Genomic DNA, 23,820 nt, shown 5'->3' with positions numbered 1-23,820 from the left:
TGCTCTTTTTTTATTTTCTATTATATCAAAAGCAGGTCTGGAAAAATCCGAAGATTTTTCCAGACCTGCTTTGTTTTTAGAGACTTATGTCACAGCCTCAAATATCATAGAGCCTAAAAAATTCCGCTTAGAAAATAACATTCTAAGCGGAATTTTTTAATTTAATGGGGCATGTTCGGCATCCAATCAAATTCAAGGCTTGGATCCGCGTTAAGGCTCGCATCCCCAAATTGCTGGTGCTGGTACTGAATATAGCCGGCGGCACCGATCATCGCACCGTTATCACCACAAAGTTTCAGCGGTGCTAACAATAATTCGGCGTCCGGAAAGTGTTTCGGTAATTCTAGCTGTAGCCGTTCACGTAATCCCTGATTAGCTGCAACCCCACCGGCCAGGACCAACTGCTTGACCGGGTACTGTTTCAGGACCCGCAACGTCTTGCTGACCAAGACGTCGACAACGCTAGCCTGAAAGCTGGCTGCCAGGTCATTTTTATCCAGGGTCGCCCCAATTTGATCCGCGTGGTGGACGGTGTTAATAAAGGCACTCTTTAACCCGCTAAAACTAAAATCGTAGTTATCTTCATCAATCATGGCACGCGGAAAATTAAAGGTATCCTGCCCTTGATGAGCCATTTCATCGATTACCTTGCCGGCTGGGTACGGAACGCCTAGCACCCGACCAATTTTATCGTACGCTTCACCGGCCGCGTCATCACGCGTTTCACCAATAATTTCGAACTGGCCGTCCGCCTGCATGTAAACCAATTCGGTGTGGCCACCCGAAACCAGTAGCGCCATCAACGGAAATTCAAACGGCTTAACAAAGCGTGCCGCGTAAATGTGCCCCGCCATGTGGTTTACCGGAATTAGCGGTAAGTGGTGCGCAAACGCCACCGTTTTGGCCGCGTTCACACCGACCAATAACGCGCCAACCAGTCCGGGACCGTACGTTACCGCTACGGCGTCCAAGTCATCGTAAGTCACGTTGGCTTCGTTAAGCGCCGCTTCGATGCAAATCGTAATTTGTTCAATGTGGTGTCGACTAGCGACTTCCGGTACGACACCGCCAAACCGTTTGTGACTGTTGATCTGAGTTGCAATCACGTTCGACAAGATTTCGTCGCCGTTACGAACGACCGCGACACTCGTTTCATCACAACTCGATTCAAAAGCTAAAATCAAATTCTGTTTCTCCACCAGTGACCATCCTTTAATTAATAATTTTGCGCATAATTAGTGCGTCTTCAAGCGGACTATGATAATAATTTTTGCGGGTCGCGATACGTTCAAACCCGCATTTTAAATATAAGTGCTGAGCAGCAACGTTGCTCGACCGAACCTCTAAAAAGAGCTGGTCGCCCGGTGACAACTGTTCAAAACAGCCGTTGAGCAGTCGGCCTGCTAGGCCCTGGTGCTGAAAATCCGGGTGAACCGCAACGTTAGTAACCTCCGCTTCATCTAGCACCACCGTGTGACTGATAAAGCCGACCGGTCGTTCACGTACCAAGATCACATCGTAGTGCGCTTGCGGCATATCAACGTCTGCAATAAAGGTCGCCTGTCGCCAAGGCGCACCGTTCGGGTAAGCGACAGTGGCAAGTTGGTAACAAAGCTTACCTAATTCTTCAGCAGAAAAGACCGCACCGGAAACTATTCGAGGCTCAGTCGCCATTTTCACTTATCCGGTACGTCATATCAATGGCGTCTTCATGGTCACCAAAGTAGTACCGCTTTTTAATTCCGGTCTTCTCAAAGCCAATATCACGGTACAATTGCTGCGCGGTCACGTTACTGTACCGGACTTCCAACGTCACGGTCTGATACCGCAACCGCTTAGCCCGGTCAATCATCGTTTGCATCATAAAACGACCCAGTCCACGGTTTTGTGAATCGGGATGAACCGCAATATTAGTAATGTGGGCGTCACGGCGACGGTCATCGAATGCACAGCCGCAAAAGCCAACTAATTGGTCTTCGTGGCGCATCACAATGTAGAACCGCCCACTTTGACGGCGCAGCTCCGTCTTAAACGCATTTTGATCCCAGGGCGTCTGGCCGGCGTAAACCGCGCGTTCAATCGCCAACATCTCCGGCACGTCCGTAATCAACGCCTGCGATAAGAAATAGCGTGTATTTTCGACCTCGACCAAGTGGTCATCGATCGTCAGCACCTTCTTACGGTGTTGATCGTGATTCGTTGTTATTTTCTGAAAGTACTGCTTAAATCTTTTCAACATAGGGTGCATGATCCTCTTCTGGGTGTTTAGCTTGCCAATCCCGTTCGGCTTGCGTCAACCGTAAGTAATTTGGTACGAACGCGTGAATTTGCGCTACCGGCGCCATTGTTTGACCGAGCAACCCGATGGCTTCAGCCCGTGGTAAGTCTAGCTGGGGAGCGGCCCGGACGAACCGTTTACCAAAGCTAGCTTTCAACTTTTCTTCATAAGTCGCCACATCGGCTCCGATAAACACGATGGGTTCCTGGTAAGCTGCTAGTACTTGGTGCCAATCGGTCAAACTAACGTGCTGATCCGCAACGACGTTGACCGGCCGTTGATTCTCAATCCGATATAGCCCGGTAAAGACGTTTTCACGGCGGGCATCAAATAACGGTGCCACCAACTGGCCTTCCGTTAAGACGTTGGCGGCTAACGCGGCCAAACTAGAAACACCGACCAACGCTTTATCCAGCGTAAACGCCAACGTTTTGGCCGTCGTCACCCCGATGCGTAACCCGGTATACGATCCCGGACCCGCGGCAACCACGATGCGGTCCAACGCTTCCGGTGCAATCCCCGCCTGTGCCAGTGACTGCTCAATAATTGGTAACAAGGTACTACTATGGTTACGACCGACGTTGGTTGTCGTCGTGGCCAAAATTTTAGTATCTTCTAAAACGGCGACACTCAACGGACGGTTGGAAGTATCGATAGCCAACAACTTCATAATTTTTACAGACTCCTCATTTTGAATTACTTCACATATCTTATCATAATTTAGCGACTTTGAAAGCTTTCAAGCGGCAACCGACCAATCCAGGCGGATAACCACCGAAAACTCATGAAAAGTGGCCGTTAAAGCCCTTACCAATTTAATCACGCCATCTGATTCGTAAACTAGATTTACATAACTTATACATAGACTTCACTAATCCTTTTTAGCACATTTACATTCCCTTGTTATGCTACACAAGTAACTAAATTACTTGGAGGTAATGAAAAATTATGTCAAAGCTCAGTAAGTCTCTCTTAGGTCTTTCATTTGTTTCAGTATTAGGGTTAGGTCTCGCCGGCTGTGCCAGCGGTACCAGCACTAACTCTAGCAGTAAAGGTAGCAGCGCCGGTAAGGATGGCAAAGCCATCACCGTCGTGTTCTACCCGAACGAATCCGCTAAGAGCTTCGCAACTTCCCGCGATGCTTTAAAGAAATCTATCGAAAAAGCCACTGGTAAAACGGTTAAGTTACAAACAACTACCGATTATAACGTGGCCATCCAAGCAATTGCTTCCGGCAAGGCGCAACTGGCCTACATGGGTGCCAACGGTTATATCCAAGCTCATAAGCTGAGCAAGGACGTTGTACCGTTTGCCGCTCAATCTGATGGTGAAGGAACCCTTAAGAAAGCCACTTACAACTCTTACTTAATGGTACAACAAAAAGATGCTGATAAGTATCAAGAAAATGGTAAATATAGCATCAAGAACGTCAAGGGTAAGAAGATGTCTTACGTTTCAAACAGTTCAACTTCCGGTTTCTTAGTGCCAACCGCTGAAATCACCCGTGAATTCAGTATTAAAGATGGTGACAAGGATAAGTTAACGCAAAGTGGTCAATTCTTCAGCAAAGTCCTTTACGGTGGCTCCCATCAAGGTTCAGCCGTTAACTTGATCAAGGGTGACGCGGACGTGGCTGCCTTTGATGACGCCGACTTAATGCCTTACCTGAAAGCAACTAAGGGGTCATGGGACAAGGTTGGCTCAACCTTTACCGTTAAAGATGACGCCGAAGCACCGTTCAACAGCTTGAAGGGTAAGTCAGTAGTTAACATCGCCATGATGCCGGTTCAACAAGGTCCTTGGGTCTTCAACACTAAGACGTTGAGCAAGGATGACCAAACCAAGATTGCTAAAGAATTTACTTCTCAAGAATTCGCCGACAACGAACAAATCTTCTCAAAACCAGGGTCTAAGAAGACTTCCATGTTCCCTAAGAAGACTGAAAAAACTAAATTATTAAAGGTTACCGACAAGTGGTACGCACCAACTCATAAGTTAGTTGGTTACTAAACCGATTTCCATTTAGGTATCCAGGAAAGGAACTGCTATGCTCAAGGTCATTCAACTAGATAAAACTTACGGTTCAAATAAGCACTCGCTCAAAGCGGTCAACTTCACGGCACAACCAGGTGAAGTCACGGCCATCATTGGGCCTTCGGGTGCCGGAAAGACAACGATTCTACGGAGTATCAATCAATTAATTCGCGATGACAGCGGTCAAATTTTGTTGGACGACCAGGATATTCGTCAAGCTAACAAGGGTGAATTACGCAAAATTCGTCACCACATCGGGATGATCTTTCAAAACTATAACTTGATTAACCCGTTGACGGCCTTAGAAAACGTGCTTCACGGCCGTTTAGGCGCTAAGTCGACCGTTGCTGGCATGCTCGGGCTATATAGCGATGACGAAAAAAGCGAAGCCCTCGCCCTTTTAGACGAAGTCGGTCTCAAAGAATACGCCTACCAACGCTGTGACCAACTTAGTGGTGGTCAACAGCAACGGGTCGGGATTGCTCGGGCCCTCATGCAACATCCAAAAATGATTTTATGTGACGAACCGATCGCATCCCTCGACCCTAAGTCAACTAAAATCGTAATGGATATTTTACGAAAACTCGCCCGCGAAAAGCAATTGATTATTTTAATCAACTTGCACCAAGTGGACATTGCGCTTGAATATGCCGACCACATCGTTGGTATTAACAGTGGTGCCATTGTTTTCGAAGGTCCGACCGACGAAGTTAACGACGGCGTTTTACAAAAAATTTATCGTCAAGCTGATCAGCCAGGTGCGGTGGTGACTGCTAATGAAAACTAACTACCAATCCCCCCAACAATTTTACCGGCAACGCCGGTTACGGATGCTGATCGTTTTACTGATTCTCATCGGAATCTACGTGGGGTCAATGCTCTTGGTTAAATTCCAAACTTGGAATTCAATTGTAAAGATTCCCGCCGGATTAATTTGGTTGTTTCATAACTTTATTCCAACGGAACGTTCAATTTCTTACTTAGGACCCATCCTTTATCAGTTGTGGCGGACCTTGCTCGTTTCAATTTCTTCCACCATCGTGGCCAGTATTTTCGCGCTGATGGCAGCCATTCTCGGTGCCAAAACAACGACGCCACACCGGTCAGTCAGTCTCGTTATCCGCTTCGGCGCGTCGCTCTTACGGAACATTCCAGTCGTTGCTTGGGCCATGATCCTGTTGTTCTCGTTCAAGCAGAGTGACTTTACCGGTTTCTTGGCCTTGTTCTTCATGACCTTAGGCTACCTGACCCGGGCCTTTACCGAAACGATTGAAGACTTAGACGCGGAAAAGATTCAAGCTTTACAAGCAGTCGGGGCAAACTATTTTCAATGTGTCTTTTGTGGGGTCCTCCCCGAAGCAGCCAGTACCTTAACCAGCTGGGTCCTTTACATGATTGAAAACAACTTGCGTGACGCAACCTTAGTTGGTCTGTTAACTGGGACCGGCGTTGGGTTCCTCTTTGATACTTATTTTAAGAGTTTCCGCTATGACGCCGCCGGTCTGATTGTCTTGTTGATTGCCATCTTAGTCATTTTACTCGAGTTAACGTCTACTCAAATTCGGAGGGCCATTGCATGATTGAAAATAGTCAACCAAACCCGAACGCTTTACAACCGTCAGCACCTAAGTCTAAGCACATCTCGTTGGTCACTAAACCCAGAAAGATCTTGCGGACCGTCTTAGCGGTGCTGGCCATCATTAGTATTTATTCACTCGCAACCCTTAACAGCAGCAACCTAAACTTAGCCGATGCTTTTCATAGTTTAGGCGTTAACCTGAACGCCATGTTCCTGCATCCGAGCGTTGGTCAGGATTCTTGGGGTCAGTTATTACAGGCCCTCGTAACCAGCGTTTCCTTGGCGTTACTCACCACTTTGCTCGGTGCCGTCGTGGCCTTCTTCATCGCCGTCGGTGCCGCCCGGAACTTAGCCCCTAGTTGGTTGGCAACCGGCATTAAGGCCGTTATGGCGTTCATCCGGGCAATTCCAACGATTCTTTGGGTGTTGATCTACTCCGTTGTGATGGGAATCGGTGCCAGTGCAGCCGTGGTCGGGTTAACTTTCCACAGTGTCGCCTACCTGGTCAAAGCTTACTCAGAAAGTATCGAAGAAACTTCTCAAGATACGATTGAAGCCTTAAAGGCCAGTGGCGTTGGGTTCTGGCCGATTGTGTTCCAGGCGATTCTGCCATCAATCGTGCCGGCCCTCCTTAGTTGGACGTTTATCCGCTTCGAAATCAACTTTGCCAATGCCGTTGCAGTCGGTGCGGCGGCGGGTGCCGATGACATTGGTTACTTCTTATTTATGGCCGGTAACTTCTACTTCAATTTCCACGAAGTCGGCTTAATTGTTTACCTACTACTCGGTGTCGCCATCGTACTAGAATTGATTTCGATGAAACTACGGGGCCACTATTTAAAGCATAATTAATCTTTCGTATTCAAAGGAGCTTCACTATGAGCATTCAAGCCGTTATTTTTGATTGGGCCGGTACAACCATCGACTACGGGAGTCGCGCACCAATCGTTGCTTTCCAAAAAGCCTTCAGTAACGTCGGTATCGACATTACCGAAGCCGAAATTCGTCAAGATATGGGGCTCGATAAGTACACCCATATTCATAAAATCATTAACTTACCCGCCGTCCAAAACGACTGGCAGGCCCGGTTCCAAGTTCTGCCTTCTAACGATGATTGCGAACGGATCTACCATGATTTTAAATCAATTTTACTCGCTTCCATTGCTGAATTTGGCGAACTAAAGCCTGGGATGACTGACGTCGTGACCTACTTAACGGAACACAACATTGCCTACGGGACCACCACCGGCTACGACGCGGAAATGTTGGCCCTCGTATTACCGATTGCCGCTAAGCAAGGATACCGTCCAACCGTTAACATCACCTCAGCGCAAACTAACGGAATTGGCCGCCCAGCACCAGCCATGTTGGAACTTGCTAGCGACCAGTTGGAAATTACCGACCCAACGACCGTAATGAAGGTCGGCGATTCCGTCAACGATATTTTAGAAGGTCAAAACGCGGATGCCATTACCGTCGGCGTCGTTGACGGCAGCAATTTAATGGGACTTTCACAAGATGCCTTTGCCACCCTTAGCGACGTGCAACAAGCGGCGTTACGTGCCAAAGTTGCGGGTCAGTATGAAAGCGTCGGTGCGGACTACATTATCGAATCAATGGTTGAATTACCAGCTCTGATCGACAGTATTAACCAACCCGTTACCGACCATTAGGACGAAGGAGATCACCATGAAACAACCTTACTTGTTATTAACGCCCGGACCGTTAAGCACCACCCCAACGGTCAAGGAAGCCATGCAAATTGATTACTGTACTTGGGATAGCGACTACCGGCAAGTGACTGAAACAATCCGTGAACAAATTCTGGAACTGGCTCAGGCCAATCCAGACAACTACACGACCGTCTTGATGCAAGGGAGCGGCACTTACGGGGTTGAAGCCACGATTGGAACGGCCGTACCGCGTTCCGGGGCCGTACTCCTGATTGCCGTTAACGGTGCGTATGGTCGCCGCTTAACTGAAATTGCTGATTATTACGACATTCAGCACGTTGACGTCGTTTTTGACGAGGACCAAGCCGTTGATCCTCAGGTCGTTGCGGCTGCCCTGGACGAACATCCGGAAATCACCCACTTCGTGACGGTTCATAGCGAAACCACCACTGGCTTGCTCAACCCAATCGAAGCACTGATTCCATTAATGCGTGAGCGCGGTATCATTACTATGATTGATGCTATGTCTAGCCTGGGTGGGGTTCCAATCAGTATTGACGACCTTGGCTGTGACTACCTCATTAGTAGTGCTAACAAGTGCGTTCAAGGGGTACCAGGGTTTGCCTTTATCATTGCTAAAAAAGCAACCTTGGCAACGACCGAAGGAAACGCGCGCTCACTGAGCCTAGACCTATTTGCTCAGTGGCAAGCCATGACGGCACAACCGGGAAAGTGGCGCTTCACCTCCCCGACCCACGTCGTTCACGCCTTTGCTCAAGCACTGATTGAAATGAAAGCTGAAGGTGGCGTCCTACCACGTTACCAACGCTACGCTGCCAATCAGGAATTGCTGAGTAACGGGATGCAGGGCTTAGGTTTCGACTTAGTGATTGACCCTGCTATTCAAGGACCAATCATCACGTCATTCAAGTACCCGTCCGAACATTTCGACTTTGATGACTTTTACCAATTCATCAAGGAACGCGGATTTGTTATTTACCCTGGTAAGGTGTCCGCCATTCCAAGTTTCCGGATTGGCACGATTGGTGACATCAATACGACCGACATTAAACGGTTACTCGCAATTATCAGCGACTACCAAGCATTGCAACACTAAGACTTAACTAATGGCGCCCCGAAAGTGGTTTCGGGGCGCCCTTTTTGGCGACAAAAAGGCCGGGTGATTTGATCGTCACCCGGCTCTGATTTAATTAACTTGTAGTCTGCTCGCCACTAACGGTCGGCGTACCCGTTCGGATGCTTTTGCGTCCAAGCCCAGGCCGTCTTGATAATCTCATTGACGTCGTCATACTGGGGCTGCCAGCCTAGCACTTTGCGGGCTTTATCACTCGCCGCAACTAGGGAATCCGGATCACCCGGTCGACGAGGCGCCATTGTTGCTGGAATTGGCTTACCCGTCACTTCACGGGCCGCCGCCAGCATTTGCTTGTTGGAAAAGCCGGTCGACGAGCCTAAGTTAAAGGCGTCGCTATCGTGCCCCGCTGCCAAGTACTTCAGCGCTAAAATATGGGCATCGGCTAAATCTAACACGTGGACGTAATCGCGGACGTTGGTTCCATCCGGAGTATTATAATCGTCCCCAAAAATCTTCAACTCGTCGCGTTTTCCTTGGGCAACTTGTAAAATAATCGGGACCAAGTGGGTTTCCGGACCGTGGTCTTCCCCAATACTACCATCCGGTTTGGCACCGGCAACGTTAAAGTAGCGTAACGCCACGAATTTGATTCCGTAGGCAACGTCCGCCCAGTGCATAATTTGTTCCATCATTAACTTGCTGGCACCGTACGGGTTGATTGGAATCTGCGGATCAGTTTCCTTAATTGGAATCCGTTCCGGCGTCCCGTAAGTGGCTGCCGTCGATGAGAAGACGATTCGTTTAACGTCGTGGGCCTTCATCGTTTCTAGCAACGTAATCATGCCACCAGTATTATTATCAAAATACTTCAACGGTTTCGCCATTGATTCGGGTACCACGGAAAAGGCCGCAAAGTGTACGACCGCTTCAATGGGTTCCTCGTCAAAGACGTGGCTCAAAAAGGTCGCGTCCCGAACGTCCCCTTCATAAAACTTAGCGGCCGAATTAACCGCTGCCCGGTGACCAGTGACCAAATTATCGATGACGACCACGTCTTCGCCTTTATTGATCAGTCGATCGACCATGTGAGAACCAATGTAGCCGGCTCCCCCTAAAACAAGAATTGACATAGTGTACCCTCCCTACGTAGTTGCTTTAATAATAGCATAGTCACGCCGGTTTAGAGTGCAAAGTTGCCAACTTTGAAAGGCCAATTTACATCGACCTAGCCAATCAAAAAGCCCAGTTTGCACGAAGCCAAACTGGGCTAGTTTTATCACTATTGAATGGGTTCCGCTAACGTCCGCCACAAAATTGTGACCTCGCAACACTTTTCATCGCCCACCTGAATTAGGTGGCTCGTCTTGACCTGATCCGGTTGGTCAGTTGCCAGAATATTGGCTTTAGCTTCAACGGTGTGCCCGTACTGGACCTCATTTTCGTAGCGCACGTCGACGTGTAATAGATCGTGCTGCAACAAAAAATCAGCCGGAAGCGTATCTAACAACCAGTCAAAATAATGGGCATTATTGACGTGGCGGTTCGGGTCAATGTCGAAGAAACGAACCTGGTACGGTTTACTGATGGTCGTCGTCGTCGGTTCAAAGCTGATTGGTCGCGGTAACCGCGGAATTCGCTTGGTTTGTTCCGAATGGTACGGTGCCACCAACGCCGGCAAAATTTTAACAATTTTACGCGTTGATTGACTCATCGTGACCCAAATACTAGTGATGTAGGCCAACTGCTTGCCGGCCGCATCACTGATCCAGAACTCCCGAAAGGCGAAGTACGGATTATACGCACTACCACGCACGGCAATCGTCACCGTTTCATCTTGGCGGGGCATACGCGTAATATCAATTGCGTACTGGGTCACGACCCAGCCGACCCCGTGACTTTGAACAAACTCGGTTGTCAATCCTAACGCGTCACTCTGGTCTTCTGAGGCTAAAATCGCAATATCGATCAGAGTTGCCAGGGTTGCCCGTCCGGTCCGGTCACATTCGTAATAGGTAATCCGGTGATCTTCACTATAAATACTTGCCGTTGCGCCTAAACTCGCCATTAATTAATTCTCCTCGCCTTGTTTTAAGTCGTGAAACTGATTATAAACGTCTTGGCGGGCTAAATCCCGTCGTTTCGCAATCGTTTTAATTGCGGCGTTTGGTTTAGCACCGGCGGTAATTAGTGCTTCAACCTGCGCCTTGATTGGTAACTCGGCCAATTCGTCATGACTATCAGTAACGGGTTCATTCGGGTTACCACTGATCAGTAACACGAATTCCCCCTTTAACTGGTGGTCTTGTGACCAGGCCACCAGCTCGTCTAACGTCCCGCGGGCAAATTCCTCGTAACGCTTGGTTAACTCGCGACAGGCCACGATCTGCCGACTACCTTCACACACCGTTGCCAAGGCACTCAGCGTCTTGGCGACCCGAAACGGGGACTCGTATAAAATCACCGTTTCAGTCCGTTGTGCGAGCGCGGCCAACGCCGCTTTTTGATCATGCTTTTTCCGCGGTAAGAAGCCGTAAAAGTAAAATGGCTGGGGCACTAGTCCCGAAGCAATCAACGCGGTCAGCCCAGCATTGGCACCCGGTAACGGAACAACCGGAATTTGCTGGGCGACACACGCTGCCACCAATTCCTTCCCCGGGTCACTGATTGACGGCATGCCGGCGTCACTGACCTGCGCCAAACTTTCCCCGGCTTGCAACTTTGCAACCAGTTGTGGAATGCGTTCCTGGGTATTATGTTCATGAAAGCTAATTTGCTTGGTCGCAACTTCAAAGTGGTTCAGTAACTTTTGCGTGTTGCGCGTATCTTCGGCGGCAATCAGGTCCACCGCTTTTAAGGTGGCAACCGCCCGGTACGTCATATCTTGTAAATTGCCAATCGGGGTCGGGACTAAGTAGAGCGTCCCCACACCCGCGTGGTCGGCAAAGCTTTGCTGTGTATCCAACCGTGACCGCCTCCTAATTAAGGCCGCTCGCGTTCGCCATAGATCACGTCTAGGCAAAAGACGCACGATTCATCATCATTACGCCGCTTACCATAAAACTGATTGCAAACGTGGAACCCTTCATCGTATAATTTTTCCAAATTCTGTCGCGACTTGGAGAGCGTGGTGGTTCCTACCGGCTTTTTCGGTAGTTCGTTTTCGATTTCAACCATGCGTTCCCGCAAATGTTCATTCTCAATTACTAATTCGGCATTTTTTTCCAGGACGGTCGTCATATCTGCGCGCAGTTTTGCCATTTTATCCAGCATTTGTTGCATTTGCTGCTCCATCCCGCCGAAACTATCATATAAATCACGCTTATCCACGCACTCACCCTCGTCTTTATCTATTAAGCGTTCGTAAAAATCGGCCATAACGCTAAGGTCAGGCCTTCTAAAACGTTCTGAAAACTAATATTTCGTCCAAGTTGCTGCTTCGCGGTCAACGCCAACTCGGTGGCATCAACCAATTGACGGGCGCTCAACTGCTGTGTCAGCGTCGTTAACGCCTGCTGATACTGCACAAACGTCAGTGCCGTTGCCGATTCAACTTGAAAATGTAACTGCAACAAGTCTTGAAACAGCGCCGCAATTAGGTCCAACATGACCGTTTGTTGTTGCGCATCCTTTGCTAGCCCCACCAAGTGGACCTGCACCGCAACGAAGCTCCGCGGTTCACCATTCACGACCTGCTCGAACCAGCGCCACAACGCGGCAACTGCTTGGGGTAGCCAGTCCGCCGCCAATAATTGCTGGGCTTCCGTCACGCTGTTGGTCAGGCTGGGGAGCAGTTGCGCCATTGGTGGTGTTATCCCGGCCGCTTCAAAGTTTTTACGTAACGCCGCCGTATTCAACGGCGGGAAGTCAATCACCTGGGTCCGCGAAATGATGGTCGGTAACATCAACTGCTTATTCGCCGTGAGTAAAAATGCGGTCACGTTGCCACTGGGTTCCTCGATGAACTTCAATAACCCGTTGGCTGCCGACGCCGTCATCTTTTCCGCGTCTTCAATGATAAAGATCTTACGATTCCCTTCAACGGCACTTTTTGAAAACTCGGCCTTTAAGTAGCGAACTTGGTCAACGTGAATACTTTGACCGGTCGGCGCGACCGTCACGATGTCCGGGTGGGAGCCGTTCGCAATGCGGACGCACTCCTCACAGGTCCCATCCGGCTGACCGTCCACAACGTGCAGGCAGAATAGCCGTTGGGCAATCCACCGGGCTAGTTCGGGCTGTCCCGCCCCGTCCATGCCGGTAAATAGGTAGGCGTGTGCCAGGTGATTTTGTGCAATGATGTGTTGAAACGCGGCTAAAAGCCGCGGCTGTTTCGTTGCCAACGTTGCCGCCAGGGCATCCGTTGTTGCCATTTAAACCACCCTTACCTTTTAAAATTGATGAAACTGATCGATTGGTAATACGAAGACCGTCGCCCCGCCAACCTGTACTTCGACCGGGTAAGTGGCGGCGTTATCCATCGTGACGTCCAAGTTGACCGGCGGGGTCATGAACTGATTCCGTGCGTGGCTGGTTTCTTTAATCATTTCCAAGACCGTGTCCACCCGTTCGTCCTCAATTCCGATCATAAAAGTCGTGTTACCTGAGCGTAAGAAGCCCCCGGTTGTCGATAACCGGGTCGCGCGAACGTTGGCATCAATGAACTGACTACTAAGGCGATTACTATCCTTATCCTGAACAATGGCAATAATTAATTTCATCGTTTCGATTCCCCTTCCGTACCCAAGTACGTTGGTAACGCGGTCGTTAAAATTTCTAGCGCAGTTTCGACCACCCGCTGTGGCGTCTGGCTGGCATCCACCCGTTTAATGCGGTCCGGATGGTCGGCTAATAGTTTTAAGTAGGCCGCCTGAACGCGGTGATGAAAGCTCAGCGCTTCCACATCCAAACGGTTGATTTCATCCTGACGGTGGGTCTGAATCCGTTGTAAGCCGACCTCGGCGTCAACGTCGAAATACAACGTTAAGTCGGGCGTCAGGCCTTCGGTAGCGAACTGGTTCATATCGTACACGGCCCGTTCGCCAATGCCACGACCAGCACCCTGATAAGCAATTGAGCTATCTAAATAGCGATCACACAACACTAGTTGGTCGGCCCGCAGTGCGGGCAAAATTTCTTGAACGATGTGTTGCCGCCGCGCCGCCGCGTAAAGTAGCGCTTCGGTACGGTCGTCCATCATCGTGTTTTGCCGGTCCAAAATAATCGTCCGGATGGCTTCAGAAATGTGGTTGCCCCCAGGTTCGCGCGTAACGACTAGCCGCTCCCCCAGCCGTGGCTGAATGGCCGCCACAATGGCGTTTAAGGCTGACGTCTTGCCGGCACCGTCCGGCCCTTCAAATGTAATTAATTTTCCTGTCAACGTTCCCAATCCCACCTAATTTGACTTTTTTCGTGTTCTTAATAATTGTACTTGATTGTGGGGTGCATGTCTAATGCCGCCACCACTAGGAGCGGTAGGCGCACCTTCTATTTTAAGTTAGCAGCCACTATCCGTTGTGGTTTTGAACCTCATCAACCTGCCGATATTTCATTTCAAAAAAATCGCTGCCGTCACCGGCAACGATTTTGATAACCCCATTTTACTTATCGATCACGGACCGCTGAATCGTCTGGCCGTGAACCTGCCGCCGCCGTGCCTCGCGGTATAAATATAAATACTTGGCACGCGCCAGGGCCGTCCGGGTCACTAGTTCACTCGTGTTCGCATCGTAAATGGCTTCCTGATTCGCCTTAGCCCGGTCCCAATCGACTTTCGCCGCGTTGAGCGTGTCTAACAGGCGCTGATCAAAGACGTCCTTGGGGTGTTTAATCCGTTTCCCTCGTTTGCCAAACATCGTGATCCCTCCACTTACATCTCTTGGCGACCCTCGACCGCTTTAAAGAGGGTCATTTCATCCGCGTACTGAATATCACTACCGACCGATAACCCGTGGGCTAAGCGGGTCACCTTGATCCCCGCTGGCTTGACCAGCCGCGAGATGTACATGGCGGTTGCTTCACCTTCGGGGGTGGCGTTAGTCGCAATAATGACTTCGTGAATACCGTCATTTTGCTGTAGCCGCTTTAACAGGCTAGCAATGTTAATATCTTCGGGGCCCTTACCGTCGATTGGGGACAGCACCCCGTGGAGCACGTGGTATAAGCCGTTATATTCCTTGATTTTTTCCATAGCCATCACGTCCTTGGCCTCTTCGACCACCAGGACGGTGCTCTGATCACGGGACTTATCCCGACAAATATCGCAAGGATCATTTTCGGTAATGTTGCCACAAATACTACAAAAATGAAGGTCGCGTTTCGCCGCAATCAACGCTTTAGCGAATTCCGTGACGTCATCGCCGTCCATGTCAATCGTGTAGAAAGCTAACCGGGTCGCAGTCTTACCACCAATGCCGGGGAGTTTCATATAACTATCGATCAACTTAGCAATTGGTTCTGGATACTGCATATCATTACCTCACTTCAGTGGTTACTTTAAGCCCTTGGTATACTTGCCCATCGTACTTTGCGTCTGGTCATCAACCTTAGTCAACGCGTCGTTAACGGCGGCTAACACCAGGTCCTGCAACATATCAACGTCGTCCGGATCAACCGCTTTCGGGTCAATGGTGATGTCTTGCATCTTCTTGTCCCCGCTAAACGTGACTTTGACCATTTCGTCCGGTGCGACCCCTTCAAACTGTTGGGCGTTTAAAGCTTCTTGTTCGGCCGCCATTTGTGCCTGCATCTTTTTCATTTGTTTCATCATACTTTGCATATTTCCCATACCACGCATCATTTGTCATTACTTCCTTTCAATATTAAGTACTGCTTGTTCGTTTAATCTGGTTTAACTTCGACGAGGTCACCAAACATGTTTTTAGCTTGGTCAACGACCGGGGCCGCCTTTTCCGGCTGTTCCTTGGCTGGTGCGCCACCGGGTTGGTGGGTCGCCAAGTAGTCCCGCCGAATTTGCGGCCACTGGTCTTTCGGCACGCAAACGATTTTCGGCGACTGGCCCATCAGCCGGTCGAGCCCGTTACTGAGGGCGTCGATCAAGGTCTGATCATCAGTCGCCTTTTGGTAAATTATCGCGTAATCAAAGGCCACGACTAACCCATCGTCACTGGCCGCAACCGGCTGGGCAACGTGCATCAACGCCCGTTGGGTGACACTTAAAATATTCATTAGGTCACCCCAGACGTCGCGAATCTTCAATAAATCGTTCTTCTTCGCGCTATCCAAAATGGGGTAGATCTGGCTCACGTTGACCTTTTTCACAACCGGTCCGTTACGCGGTGCCGCCTTCGGCTTAGTTGGTGCTGGTCGCGCCCCGCCTTGTTGTTTCAACGTCGTTAACTCGCTTTGCAGCTGTTGCACTTGCTGAGCGAGCTTTTGTACGGTCGGGTCATCCGGCGCAACCTGGGCCGTTTTCGCCTGGGCTTGCGACTGGCCGTCCAACTGAGCGAGCTTAACGGTCAGCACTTCCAAATAAACGTCGGGGTGGGTCGTAAAGCGCATTTGTTGCTGAATGTCGTTCAACGTTTTGATCATCTGGTAAAGCACTTCAGCATCGATCGACGACGCGAATTCTTTGAAACGTTGGTCGTCTTCACCCATTGCAACGCTATCGACCATCTCGGGGGCCTGCTGATAGAGTAACACGTCGCGCGTATAACTGATCAAATCTTCGATAAAACGGTTAGCGTCTTTACCTTCTTGTAAGATTTGCCGCATCGTTTCCAGCGCTGGTTTGGTCACGTGACCAGTGACTTCTTCCATATAATCCGCAATCAGCTTTTTAGTCACACTACCCGTGACCATCAACGCATCGTCTAGCGTCACTTCGTTATCACCGAATGAAATCACTTGGTCCAAGATACTAAGGGCGTCACGCATCCCACCTTCAGCTGCTTGGGCAATCACCCGTAACGCCTTTTCATCGTAGCTGACGTCCTTTTGTTGCAAGATGTAGACCATCCGCTCATAACTGTCCTTAGCCGTAATCCGCCGAAAGTCGAACCGCTGCGTCCGCGAAATGATCGTCAACGGAATTTTATGCGGTTCGGTCGTAGCTAAAATAAAGATGACGTTGGCCGGTGGTTCTTCCAGCGTTTTAAGTAACGCGTTGAAGGCGCCGGTTGATAGCATGTGGACTTCGTCGATAATGTAAACTTTGTAATCGGCCTCAGTCGGCGCGTACTTAGCCTTATCGCGAATATCGCGAATTTCTTCGACCCCGTTATTGGAAGCCGCGTCAATTTCAATCACGTCGTTCAATTGGCCCTTCGTGATGGCCTGACAAGTGTCACACTGATTACAAGGCTCACCATCAACCAAGTGGTGACAGTTGATGGCCTTCGCAAAGATCTTAGCTGCGGAAGTCTTCCCGGTTCCCCGTGGCCCGGTAAACAAGTACGCGTGACTCGTTTGATGCGTGACGATGGCATTTTTTAACGTTTGGGTAATCATCTGTTGACCAACGATCTCGTCGAACCGTTGGGGGCGCCAAACCCGGTATAATGCCCGATACATGCGACTCTTCCTTTCTAAGTACAATCCTTTTAGAACGTTTGATTTTAAATAAAAAGCTCTCAACCAAACGGCTAAGAGCTGTTACATTTCATAAAAACTTAAGGCACAAGATGAAGCAAACTTAGTGCTGCTTCCTTCCGGACCTGACACGATTCGTAAATCCACCCTTGCCTTAAGGCCTTGCGGCAAGTACTATAATACACGATTTAGGAATTAATTACCAGCCACCGGTTTAATTTTTTTCGGCCGCCTGCTTACGGGCCCGTTTCGCCGCTTTTTGGCGTTTACGAATATCCCGAAAGAAATTTTCCAGCATTTCACCCGCCGGGCGGGCCAGGACCCGCTCGTGAACCGTGACCCGGTGATTCAGCCGTGAATCTTCCAACACTTCGTATAGGCTTCGAACCGCGCCGGCCTTGGGATCACGGGCACCGTAAAAGACTTCCGGAATCCGGGCGTTAATAATCGCCCCGCTACACATTAAGCACGGTTCCAGCGTGACGTAGAGCTGACAACCTTCCAACCGCCAACTATGCAGGGCCTCGCAAGCCTCCTGAATCGCCATCATTTCCGCGTGCAGGGTCGCATCCTGACCGTGTTCGCGCAAGTTGTGCCCCCGACCGATGATCTCACCGTCATGCACAATCACCGCCCCGATTGGCACCTCGCCGATCAGGTAAGCCATCCGTGCTTCGTGGAGCGCCTCTTTCATCCAGTCTTCCGCCGTTTTCTCAGTCAAACTATCCCTCCTTGGTACTTTGTAAAATATAGTAGCCCTTATCCTTCTTTATGATCTCACAATTACCGAAGGTCGCTTGCATTAACTTCTTAGCCGACGGTGCGCCCTGCTTTTTTTGCAAGACCACCGTCAGGGTACCCCCAACCATCAGGTGCGCTTCCGCACCGCTCAGCATCGCATCGACCACGCGCTTTCCAGCACGTACTGGTGGGTTAGTGACAATCGCAGCGTAGTTAGTCGCGGTCACCGCGTCGTAACCGTCGGACGTAAAGATGCGCACGTTCTCAATTTGATTGAGGGCAGCATTTTTCCGCGCCAAGCTCAACGCCAGTTCGTTAACGTCGACCATGTCGACTTGTCGTTTTGGTAATTGATAGGCCAACGCCAAGCCGATCGGGCCGTAGCCGGTTCCCAAGTCTAAAATCGGTCCCGCCGGCAATCCCGCGGAATCAAAGGCCGCCAGCAGTGTTCGGGACCCGTAATCCACGGTCCGCTTAGAGAACACGCCGTTATCAGTCGTAAAACGGAACTGGTGAGCAAAGATTTCAAAATTCCATTGTTTTTCGTCATGCACAACGTCCGGATTGTGTGTATAATAATAGTTAGTCATAAATGTTTTCCTCGATTTTTGGTCTACGTCTATGATAACTGATTCGTGGAACGAACCACAACTAATTAAAAAAATTTTTTACAATGGTTAAACACCGGCATTAACACAACATCTAGTAGTTTAGGTCTATTTTAGGCCCCTAGATGTTGTGTTTTTTGATTGTTTTTTCCCCCACATGTTGTATACTGTGTTTATCGAGAAAACGAATTAAGGGTGATTAACATGAAAAAAGTAACGGTATTTACTAAAAACAACTGCATGCAATGCAAAATGACTAAAAAGTTCTTAACGGCGCACAACGTGGCGTTCGAAGAAAAGAACATCAACACTAATCCAGAATACGTTGACTACTTAAAAAACCAGGGTTTTCACGCGGTTCCCGTTGTTGAAATCACTGGCGAAGACAGCATCACCGGTTTCCGTCCCGATGCGTTAAAGCAATTAGCTGTCTAGTTCACTGCGCTTTTTTGCGTGGTTACATAGTTGCCTAAATTGAGTTCTTCATAACGACCCACAATCAATATTTTTACTGATTGTGGGTCGTCTACGTTAGCCACCGCAACTCACACTGTTATAGAAAGAGGTTACTCATGAGCTTAAAAGATTTAAAAGACGTTACCTATTATGATTTGAATAACGAAATCAATATTCCGGTCAATAACCAGATTCCGTTAAACAAGGATCAGGAAGCCCTGGCCGCGTTCCTTGACCAAAACGTCAAGCCTAACACCAAGTCCTTTGACAGTCTCAAGGACCGCTTTGATTACTTAGAACGCCACGACTACTTGGAAATGGACGCCATCAATAAGTACGACTTCAGTTTCATTGAGAAATTATACGACTACTTAAAAAGTCAAAACTTTCATTTTAAGACCTTCATGGCCGCCTACAAATTTTACGCCCAGTACGCCCTCAAAACCGATGATGGCGATTACTACTTGGAAAACTTTATCGACCGCGTGGCCATGAACGCGCTCTACTTTGCGGACGGTGACGAAAAGTTGGCCATGTCCTTAGCTGACGAAATTATCCACCAACGTTACCAACCCGCAACGCCTAGTTTCTTAAACGCCGGTCGGGCTCGCCGTGGTGAACTGATTTCCTGTTTCCTGATCCAATCGACCGACGATATGAACTCGATTGGGCGGACGATCAACTCCGCTTTGCAACTCTCCCGAATCGGTGGCGGGGTCGGCATTAACCTCAGCAACTTACGTGGGGCCGGCGACCCAATCAAACACATCGACGGCGCGGCCAGTGGGGTCGTACCGGTGATGAAATTATTGGAAGACAGTTTCTCCTACTCCAACCAGTTAGGTCAGCGCCAGGGGGCCGGCGTGGTTTACCTGAGCGTCTTCCATCCGGACATCATCGCCTTTCTTTCCGCCAAGAAGGAAAACGCTGATGAAAAGATTCGCTTAAAGACCTTGTCTCTAGGGGTGACCGTTCCTGATAAGTTCTACGACTTGATCAAGGCCGACGCTGATATGTACCTCTTCAGCCCGTACGGCGTTGAACGCGAGTACGGCGTGCCGTTCTCCTACGTGGACATTACCAAGGAATATGACAACATGGTCAACAACCCGAACATCCGTAAGACCAAGATCAAGGCCCGCGACCTGGAAAACGAAATTAGTAAATTACAGCAGGAATCCGGCTACCCTTACGTGGTCAACGTGGACACGGCCAACCGGGACAACCCGATTGACGGTAAGATCGTCATGAGTAACCTGTGTTCCGAAGTGATGCAGGTTCAAACGCCGTCACTGATCAACGACCAGCAACAGTACGAAAAAATGGGTACCGACATTAGCTGTAACCTGGGTTCGACCAACATCGTTAATTTGATGCAGTCACCGGACTTCGGTCACTCGGTTGAAAGCATGGTACGGGCACTGACCTTTGTGACCGACCATTCCAACGTTGACGTGGTCCCTTCTATTCAAAAGGGTAATCAACAAGCCCACACGATTGGCCTGGGTGCCATGGGGCTGCACGCCTTCTTTGCGAAAAACCACATGGCTTATGGGAGTAAGGAAGCCGTTGATTTCACCAACATCTACTTCCTACTGCTGAACTACTGGACGTTGAAAGCTTCCAACGAAATCGCCCGCGAACGGCAAACGACCTTCGTCAACTTCGAAAAGTCCAAGTACGCGGACGGCTCCTACTTTGATAAGTACACCCACCAAGACTGGCAACCGAAGTACGAAAAGACGGCTGCGCTCTTCAAGGGCATCTTTATCCCAACTAAGGCCGACTGGGAAGCGTTGAAAGCGGCCGTAATGAAGGACGGCCTTTACCACCAAAACCGGATGGCGGTCGCACCGAACGGCTCGATTTCTTACATCAACGACACGACGGCCAGCCTGCACCCCATCATCAACCGGGTCGAAGAACGTCAGGAAAAGAAAATCGGTAAGATCTATTATCCCGCTCCTTACCTATCTAATGATACAATTGAGTATTATAAGTCAGCTTACGATACCGACATGCGGAAAGTGATCGACGTTTACGCGGCCGCACAACAACACGTCGATCAAGGCATGAGTTTAACGCTCTTCATGCGTTCAACGATTCCAGCCGGCTTATACGAATGGAAAGACGGTCGCACTAATAAGATGACCACGCGGGACTTAAATATTCTTCGTAACTACGCGTACCGTAAAGGTATCAAGTCGATTTACTACATCCGGACCTTTACGGATGACGATGGCGAAGTTGGCGTTAACGAATGTGAAAGCTGCGTAATTTAGAACTGACGGGAACCGAAAGCAGGAGGACATTAACGAATGGCAACAGACTTGGCATATTACCAAAAATTACTCAGTAATGGCAACTATAAGGCCATCAACTGGGATCAAGTTTCAGACGCAATTGATAAGAGCACTTGGGAAAAGTTAACCGAACAATTCTGGTTAGATACCCGGATTCCCGTTTCAAACGACATGGCGGACTGGCGTAACTTAGATGACGATCACCGCTGGGTCGTCGGCCACGTTTTCGGTGGCTTAACGTTACTGGACACGCTTCAATCGCAGGACGGCTTACAAGCCCTGCGGCGGCACGTCTTAACGTCGCACGAAACGGCCGTATTAAACAACATCCAATTCATGGAGTCGGTCCACGCAAAGAGCTACTCCACGATTTTTGAAACGCTGAACACGCCCGACGAAATCAACGAAATCTTCGACTGGAGCGACAGTGAAGAATACTTGCAAGCCAAGGCGCAGTGGATCTACAAAATCTACGACAACATTGACGAGGACCCGTTAAAGCAAAAGGTGGCCAACGTCTTCCTTGAAACCTTCTTGTTCTACTCTGGTTTTTACACCCCACTTTATTACTTGGGACATAACCAGTTACCAAACGTTGCCGAAATCATCAAATTGATTTTGCGGGACGAAAGTGTCCACGGCACTTACATTGGTTACAAGTTCCAATTAGGGTTCAAGCAACGTTCCGAGAAGCAACAAGCTGAATTCAAGGACTGGATGTTCGACTTCCTCTACAAGCTTTACGAAAACGAAGAAAACTACGTCCACCTGGTTTACGACCAAGTTGGCTGGTCCGACGAAGTACTGACTTTCAGTCGTTATAACGCGAACAAGGCCTTGATGAACTTGGGACAAGACGCGCTCTTCCCAGACACCGCGGAAGACGTGAACCCGGTCGTCATGAACGGGATTTCTACTGGGACTTCCAACCACGACTTCTTCTCACAAGTTGGGAACGGCTACCGGTTAGGTCAAGTCGAAGCGATGCAGGATTCCGATTACAACATCGGCGAACCCGATGACGATCGCGACCGCGACTAGGTCATTAGCATTACCGTGCGGCTCATTGATGATGAGGCGCACTTTTATTTAGGAGGAACTTATTATGGCAATTCATAACGTTTGTGTCTTTTGTGGTTCGAATTCGGGACTCGATCCAAAGTTTGCGACCGCGACCGAAGCGCTGGGACAATACTTGGCCGAACACGACTACCAGTTAGTCTACGGTGGGGGTGACCACGGTTTAATGGGCAAAATCGCGACAAGTACGATGGCCCACCACGGCCGGGTGATCGGGATTATCCCCCGTTTCTTAGTGGAACGCGGGCTGGCACTCAAAACCGTCACGACTTTCGTTGAAACCAAAACGATGAACGAGCGCAAGGAAAAAATGCTCCACTTAGCCGACGCCTTCGTCGTGTTACCCGGCGGTTTCGGGACCTTCGAAGAATTCTTACAGATGCTGTCCTGGAGTCAGATGGACATTCACCAAAAGCCGATCGCCCTCTATAATATCGACGGCTTTTACGACGACATGGTCGCCATGATCAAGAAAAGTACCGCCTGTGGTTTCGCGCCGCGGGAAAACTTGGACCTCTTCATCGATGGTCACAGCATTGACGAAATCTTTACCGGTTTTGAAAACTTTAAACACGTGTTGCCACCAAAGTATACCAACTAAAATAAGTACGTGCGCCCAAAGTCAGCCGACTTTGGGCGCACGTTTTGACGATTATTGTTCAGAAACGCCAAGCGGCCGTGATAAAAATCACAGCCGCTTATTTTTGCTACGTCCAGCTTAATTCCAAAACCGCCAGCTACTCCGCGGACCATCCGCCCGCGGGCTATATTTCAAATACACCCGTCCCGCCTGTTCGCGCATCGGCAACGGAATCTGGTGCTGCGTAACCAGCCGCACCCCACTGACGTAGGCACCCCGATGCCGCACCAGTGCCCAGCGATTCGTCGACCCGTGTTGACCGGTCGTCACGTGCAACCAACTGCCGCTACCAAACGGATCATCGGCAACGAAGGTGTCAACCGTCAGCTTAGTCTGGTGGGCGGGCAACACGGTGTATCCTTGCTGGGTTCGTAAAAACGGGTTCACCCGGTCAATTATCGCGACCTGTTGGCGGTGCCCCCAGCTAAACGTCGCCAGCAGGGCTAAAATCACGGCCACCCCCACACCGATACCGATTAACCAACGCCGGTAACGGCGCTTTAACCGAACGTCGCGACTGATTTTCTGGACGACCGGGACCGTCTTCGGTTGGTCCGATTTTAATAATTTATCTAAAGAAATGGCTAAGCATTCACTTAATTCAACCAGCGTGTCTAAGTTAGGATAAGTATTGCCATTTTCCCAGCGTGAAACCGTCTGGCGGGTCACGTGCAACTGGTCAGCCAGACCTTGCTGGGTTAAGTGCTGCTGCTCGCGCTGCCGTTTTAATTGGCTCCCTAAATCCATCATACTTCAGCTCCTTTCACTACGATTAGCATGCC

At 49.5% G+C, this 23,820-nt stretch carries 28 protein-coding genes and 1 other RNA gene; 10 read left to right on the top strand and 19 right to left on the bottom strand.

Annotation, left to right across the window (positions count from 1 at the left end; genetic code table 11):
- Positions 1 to 161: 161 nt before the first annotated feature.
- Genes tsaD through tsaB form a run of 4 tightly spaced genes read right to left on the bottom strand, consistent with a single transcriptional unit; the run spans position 162 to position 2,948 of the window.
- A complete protein-coding gene (gene tsaD / locus FFM82_RS09445; RefSeq protein ID WP_137645586.1) occupies positions 162 to 1,202 on the bottom strand; it encodes a tRNA (adenosine(37)-N6)-threonylcarbamoyltransferase complex transferase subunit TsaD in 1,041 nt (346 codons plus the stop codon).
- A 10-nt stretch (positions 1,203 to 1,212) separates the two neighbouring features.
- Entirely contained in the window at positions 1,213 to 1,674 is a 462-nt protein-coding gene (rimI, locus tag FFM82_RS09440) for a ribosomal protein S18-alanine N-acetyltransferase (protein WP_137645585.1), read from the bottom strand.
- Positions 1,664 to 2,239 carry a ribosomal protein S18-alanine N-acetyltransferase gene (gene rimI / locus FFM82_RS09435; RefSeq protein ID WP_137645584.1) on the bottom strand — a complete coding sequence of 192 codons (576 nt, stop codon included), beginning with the start codon at positions 2,237 to 2,239 and terminating at the stop codon, positions 1,664 to 1,666. Before rimI (FFM82_RS09435) ends, rimI (FFM82_RS09440) begins: the two co-directional genes overlap by 11 nt.
- A complete protein-coding gene (tsaB, locus tag FFM82_RS09430; RefSeq protein ID WP_137645583.1) occupies positions 2,223 to 2,948 on the bottom strand; it encodes a tRNA (adenosine(37)-N6)-threonylcarbamoyltransferase complex dimerization subunit type 1 TsaB in 726 nt (241 codons plus the stop codon). Before tsaB ends, rimI (FFM82_RS09435) begins: the two co-directional genes overlap by 17 nt.
- 278 nt (positions 2,949 to 3,226) lie before the next feature.
- Here tsaB and FFM82_RS09425 point away from each other — a divergent pair, with 278 nt between their 5' ends.
- Genes FFM82_RS09425 through phnW form a run of 6 tightly spaced genes read left to right on the top strand, consistent with a single transcriptional unit; the run spans position 3,227 to position 8,681 of the window.
- On the top strand, positions 3,227 to 4,288 hold the full coding sequence (locus FFM82_RS09425; RefSeq protein ID WP_137645582.1) for a phosphate/phosphite/phosphonate ABC transporter substrate-binding protein: 1,062 nt from the start codon (positions 3,227 to 3,229) through the stop codon (positions 4,286 to 4,288).
- A gap of 37 nt (positions 4,289 to 4,325) precedes the next feature.
- A complete protein-coding gene (gene phnC / locus FFM82_RS09420; RefSeq protein WP_137645581.1) occupies positions 4,326 to 5,099 on the top strand; it encodes a phosphonate ABC transporter ATP-binding protein in 774 nt (257 codons plus the stop codon).
- On the top strand, positions 5,089 to 5,892 hold the full coding sequence (gene phnE, locus FFM82_RS09415; RefSeq protein ID WP_137645580.1) for a phosphonate ABC transporter, permease protein PhnE: 804 nt from the start codon (positions 5,089 to 5,091) through the stop codon (positions 5,890 to 5,892). Before phnC ends, phnE begins: the two co-directional genes overlap by 11 nt.
- Positions 5,889 to 6,743, top strand: a complete 855-nt coding sequence (locus FFM82_RS09410; protein WP_137645579.1) for a PhnE/PtxC family ABC transporter permease — start codon at positions 5,889 to 5,891, stop codon at positions 6,741 to 6,743. The genes phnE and FFM82_RS09410 overlap by 4 nt, the downstream gene beginning before the upstream one ends.
- 26 nt (positions 6,744 to 6,769) lie before the next feature.
- On the top strand, positions 6,770 to 7,564 hold the full coding sequence (gene phnX, locus FFM82_RS09405; protein WP_137645578.1) for a phosphonoacetaldehyde hydrolase: 795 nt from the start codon (positions 6,770 to 6,772) through the stop codon (positions 7,562 to 7,564).
- 16 nt (positions 7,565 to 7,580) lie between these two features.
- On the top strand, positions 7,581 to 8,681 hold the full coding sequence (gene phnW, locus FFM82_RS09400; protein WP_137645577.1) for a 2-aminoethylphosphonate--pyruvate transaminase: 1,101 nt from the start codon (positions 7,581 to 7,583) through the stop codon (positions 8,679 to 8,681).
- 116 nt (positions 8,682 to 8,797) lie between these two features.
- Here phnW and galE read toward each other — a convergent pair whose 3' ends face one another.
- The 14 genes from galE to FFM82_RS09330 all read right to left on the bottom strand — a co-directional run bounded on the left by galE (position 8,798) and on the right by FFM82_RS09330 (position 18,541).
- Positions 8,798 to 9,790, bottom strand: a complete 993-nt coding sequence (gene galE, locus FFM82_RS09395) for a UDP-glucose 4-epimerase GalE (protein WP_137645576.1) — start codon at positions 9,788 to 9,790, stop codon at positions 8,798 to 8,800.
- A 149-nt stretch (positions 9,791 to 9,939) separates the two neighbouring features.
- Complete coding sequence (locus FFM82_RS09390; RefSeq protein WP_137645575.1) at positions 9,940 to 10,725, bottom strand: acyl-[acyl-carrier-protein] thioesterase; 786 nt, start codon at positions 10,723 to 10,725, stop codon at positions 9,940 to 9,942.
- A 3-nt stretch (positions 10,726 to 10,728) separates the two neighbouring features.
- Positions 10,729 to 11,622 carry a 16S rRNA (cytidine(1402)-2'-O)-methyltransferase gene (gene rsmI / locus FFM82_RS09385; RefSeq protein WP_137645574.1) on the bottom strand — a complete coding sequence of 298 codons (894 nt, stop codon included), beginning with the start codon at positions 11,620 to 11,622 and terminating at the stop codon, positions 10,729 to 10,731.
- A 17-nt stretch (positions 11,623 to 11,639) separates the two neighbouring features.
- Positions 11,640 to 11,987, bottom strand: a complete 348-nt coding sequence (locus tag FFM82_RS09380; RefSeq protein ID WP_137645573.1) for a DNA replication initiation control protein YabA — start codon at positions 11,985 to 11,987, stop codon at positions 11,640 to 11,642.
- A 23-nt stretch (positions 11,988 to 12,010) separates the two neighbouring features.
- Positions 12,011 to 13,030, bottom strand: coding sequence for a DNA polymerase III subunit delta' (holB, locus tag FFM82_RS09375; RefSeq protein WP_137645572.1), 1,020 nt, complete (start codon positions 13,028 to 13,030; stop codon positions 12,011 to 12,013).
- Positions 13,031 to 13,048: 18 nt separating this feature from the next.
- The gene (darA, locus tag FFM82_RS09370; RefSeq protein WP_137645571.1) at positions 13,049 to 13,378 is read right to left on the bottom strand and encodes a cyclic di-AMP receptor DarA; all 330 of its coding nucleotides are present in this window, start codon (positions 13,376 to 13,378) and stop codon (positions 13,049 to 13,051) included.
- Positions 13,375 to 14,037, bottom strand: coding sequence for a dTMP kinase (gene tmk, locus FFM82_RS09365; protein WP_174795694.1), 663 nt, complete (start codon positions 14,035 to 14,037; stop codon positions 13,375 to 13,377). Before tmk ends, darA begins: the two co-directional genes overlap by 4 nt.
- Positions 14,038 to 14,257: 220 nt before the next feature.
- A complete protein-coding gene (locus FFM82_RS09360; protein ID WP_137645569.1) occupies positions 14,258 to 14,512 on the bottom strand; it encodes a YaaL family protein in 255 nt (84 codons plus the stop codon).
- 14 nt (positions 14,513 to 14,526) lie between these two features.
- Positions 14,527 to 15,126, bottom strand: coding sequence for a recombination mediator RecR (gene recR, locus FFM82_RS09355; protein ID WP_137645568.1), 600 nt, complete (start codon positions 15,124 to 15,126; stop codon positions 14,527 to 14,529).
- A 21-nt stretch (positions 15,127 to 15,147) separates the two neighbouring features.
- The gene (locus FFM82_RS09350) at positions 15,148 to 15,456 is read right to left on the bottom strand and encodes a YbaB/EbfC family nucleoid-associated protein (protein ID WP_137645567.1); all 309 of its coding nucleotides are present in this window, start codon (positions 15,454 to 15,456) and stop codon (positions 15,148 to 15,150) included.
- Between the two features lie 41 nt (positions 15,457 to 15,497).
- Positions 15,498 to 17,192, bottom strand: a complete 1,695-nt coding sequence (gene dnaX, locus FFM82_RS09345; RefSeq protein WP_137645566.1) for a DNA polymerase III subunit gamma/tau — start codon at positions 17,190 to 17,192, stop codon at positions 15,498 to 15,500.
- A gap of 92 nt (positions 17,193 to 17,284) precedes the next feature.
- An RNA gene (ffs, locus tag FFM82_RS09340) (signal recognition particle sRNA small type) lies at positions 17,285 to 17,371 on the bottom strand.
- 53 nt (positions 17,372 to 17,424) lie between these two features.
- Complete coding sequence (gene tadA, locus FFM82_RS09335) at positions 17,425 to 17,931, bottom strand: tRNA adenosine(34) deaminase TadA (RefSeq protein WP_137645565.1); 507 nt, start codon at positions 17,929 to 17,931, stop codon at positions 17,425 to 17,427.
- 1 nt (position 17,932) lies between these two features.
- Positions 17,933 to 18,541 (bottom strand): class I SAM-dependent methyltransferase, encoded by a 609-nt coding sequence (locus FFM82_RS09330; RefSeq protein WP_137645564.1) that lies wholly within the window; start codon positions 18,539 to 18,541, stop codon positions 17,933 to 17,935.
- A 222-nt stretch (positions 18,542 to 18,763) separates the two neighbouring features.
- Here FFM82_RS09330 and FFM82_RS09325 point away from each other — a divergent pair, with 222 nt between their 5' ends.
- The 4 genes from FFM82_RS09325 to FFM82_RS09310 all read left to right on the top strand — a co-directional run bounded on the left by FFM82_RS09325 (position 18,764) and on the right by FFM82_RS09310 (position 22,999).
- A complete protein-coding gene (locus tag FFM82_RS09325) occupies positions 18,764 to 18,994 on the top strand; it encodes a redoxin NrdH (RefSeq protein ID WP_137645563.1) in 231 nt (76 codons plus the stop codon).
- Positions 18,995 to 19,131: 137 nt separating this feature from the next.
- Positions 19,132 to 21,297 carry a class 1b ribonucleoside-diphosphate reductase subunit alpha gene (gene nrdE, locus FFM82_RS09320; protein WP_137645562.1) on the top strand — a complete coding sequence of 722 codons (2,166 nt, stop codon included), beginning with the start codon at positions 19,132 to 19,134 and terminating at the stop codon, positions 21,295 to 21,297.
- A gap of 36 nt (positions 21,298 to 21,333) precedes the next feature.
- Positions 21,334 to 22,359, top strand: coding sequence for a class 1b ribonucleoside-diphosphate reductase subunit beta (gene nrdF / locus FFM82_RS09315; protein WP_137645561.1), 1,026 nt, complete (start codon positions 21,334 to 21,336; stop codon positions 22,357 to 22,359).
- A 64-nt stretch (positions 22,360 to 22,423) separates the two neighbouring features.
- On the top strand, positions 22,424 to 22,999 hold the full coding sequence (locus FFM82_RS09310; protein ID WP_137645560.1) for an LOG family protein: 576 nt from the start codon (positions 22,424 to 22,426) through the stop codon (positions 22,997 to 22,999).
- A 117-nt stretch (positions 23,000 to 23,116) separates the two neighbouring features.
- Here the strand turns inward: FFM82_RS09310 and FFM82_RS09305 are convergent, their stop codons facing one another.
- Positions 23,117 to 23,788 (bottom strand): helix-turn-helix domain-containing protein, encoded by a 672-nt coding sequence (locus tag FFM82_RS09305; protein WP_225425672.1) that lies wholly within the window; start codon positions 23,786 to 23,788, stop codon positions 23,117 to 23,119.
- Between the last annotated feature and the right edge of the window lie 32 nt (positions 23,789 to 23,820).

The organism is Lactiplantibacillus plajomi (assembly GCF_005405405.1).
Taxonomy (GTDB): Bacteria; Bacillota; Bacilli; order Lactobacillales; family Lactobacillaceae; genus Lactiplantibacillus; species Lactiplantibacillus plajomi.
Note: the sequence above shows the minus strand (reverse complement) of the source record. Positions and strands in the feature narration are given on the sequence as shown.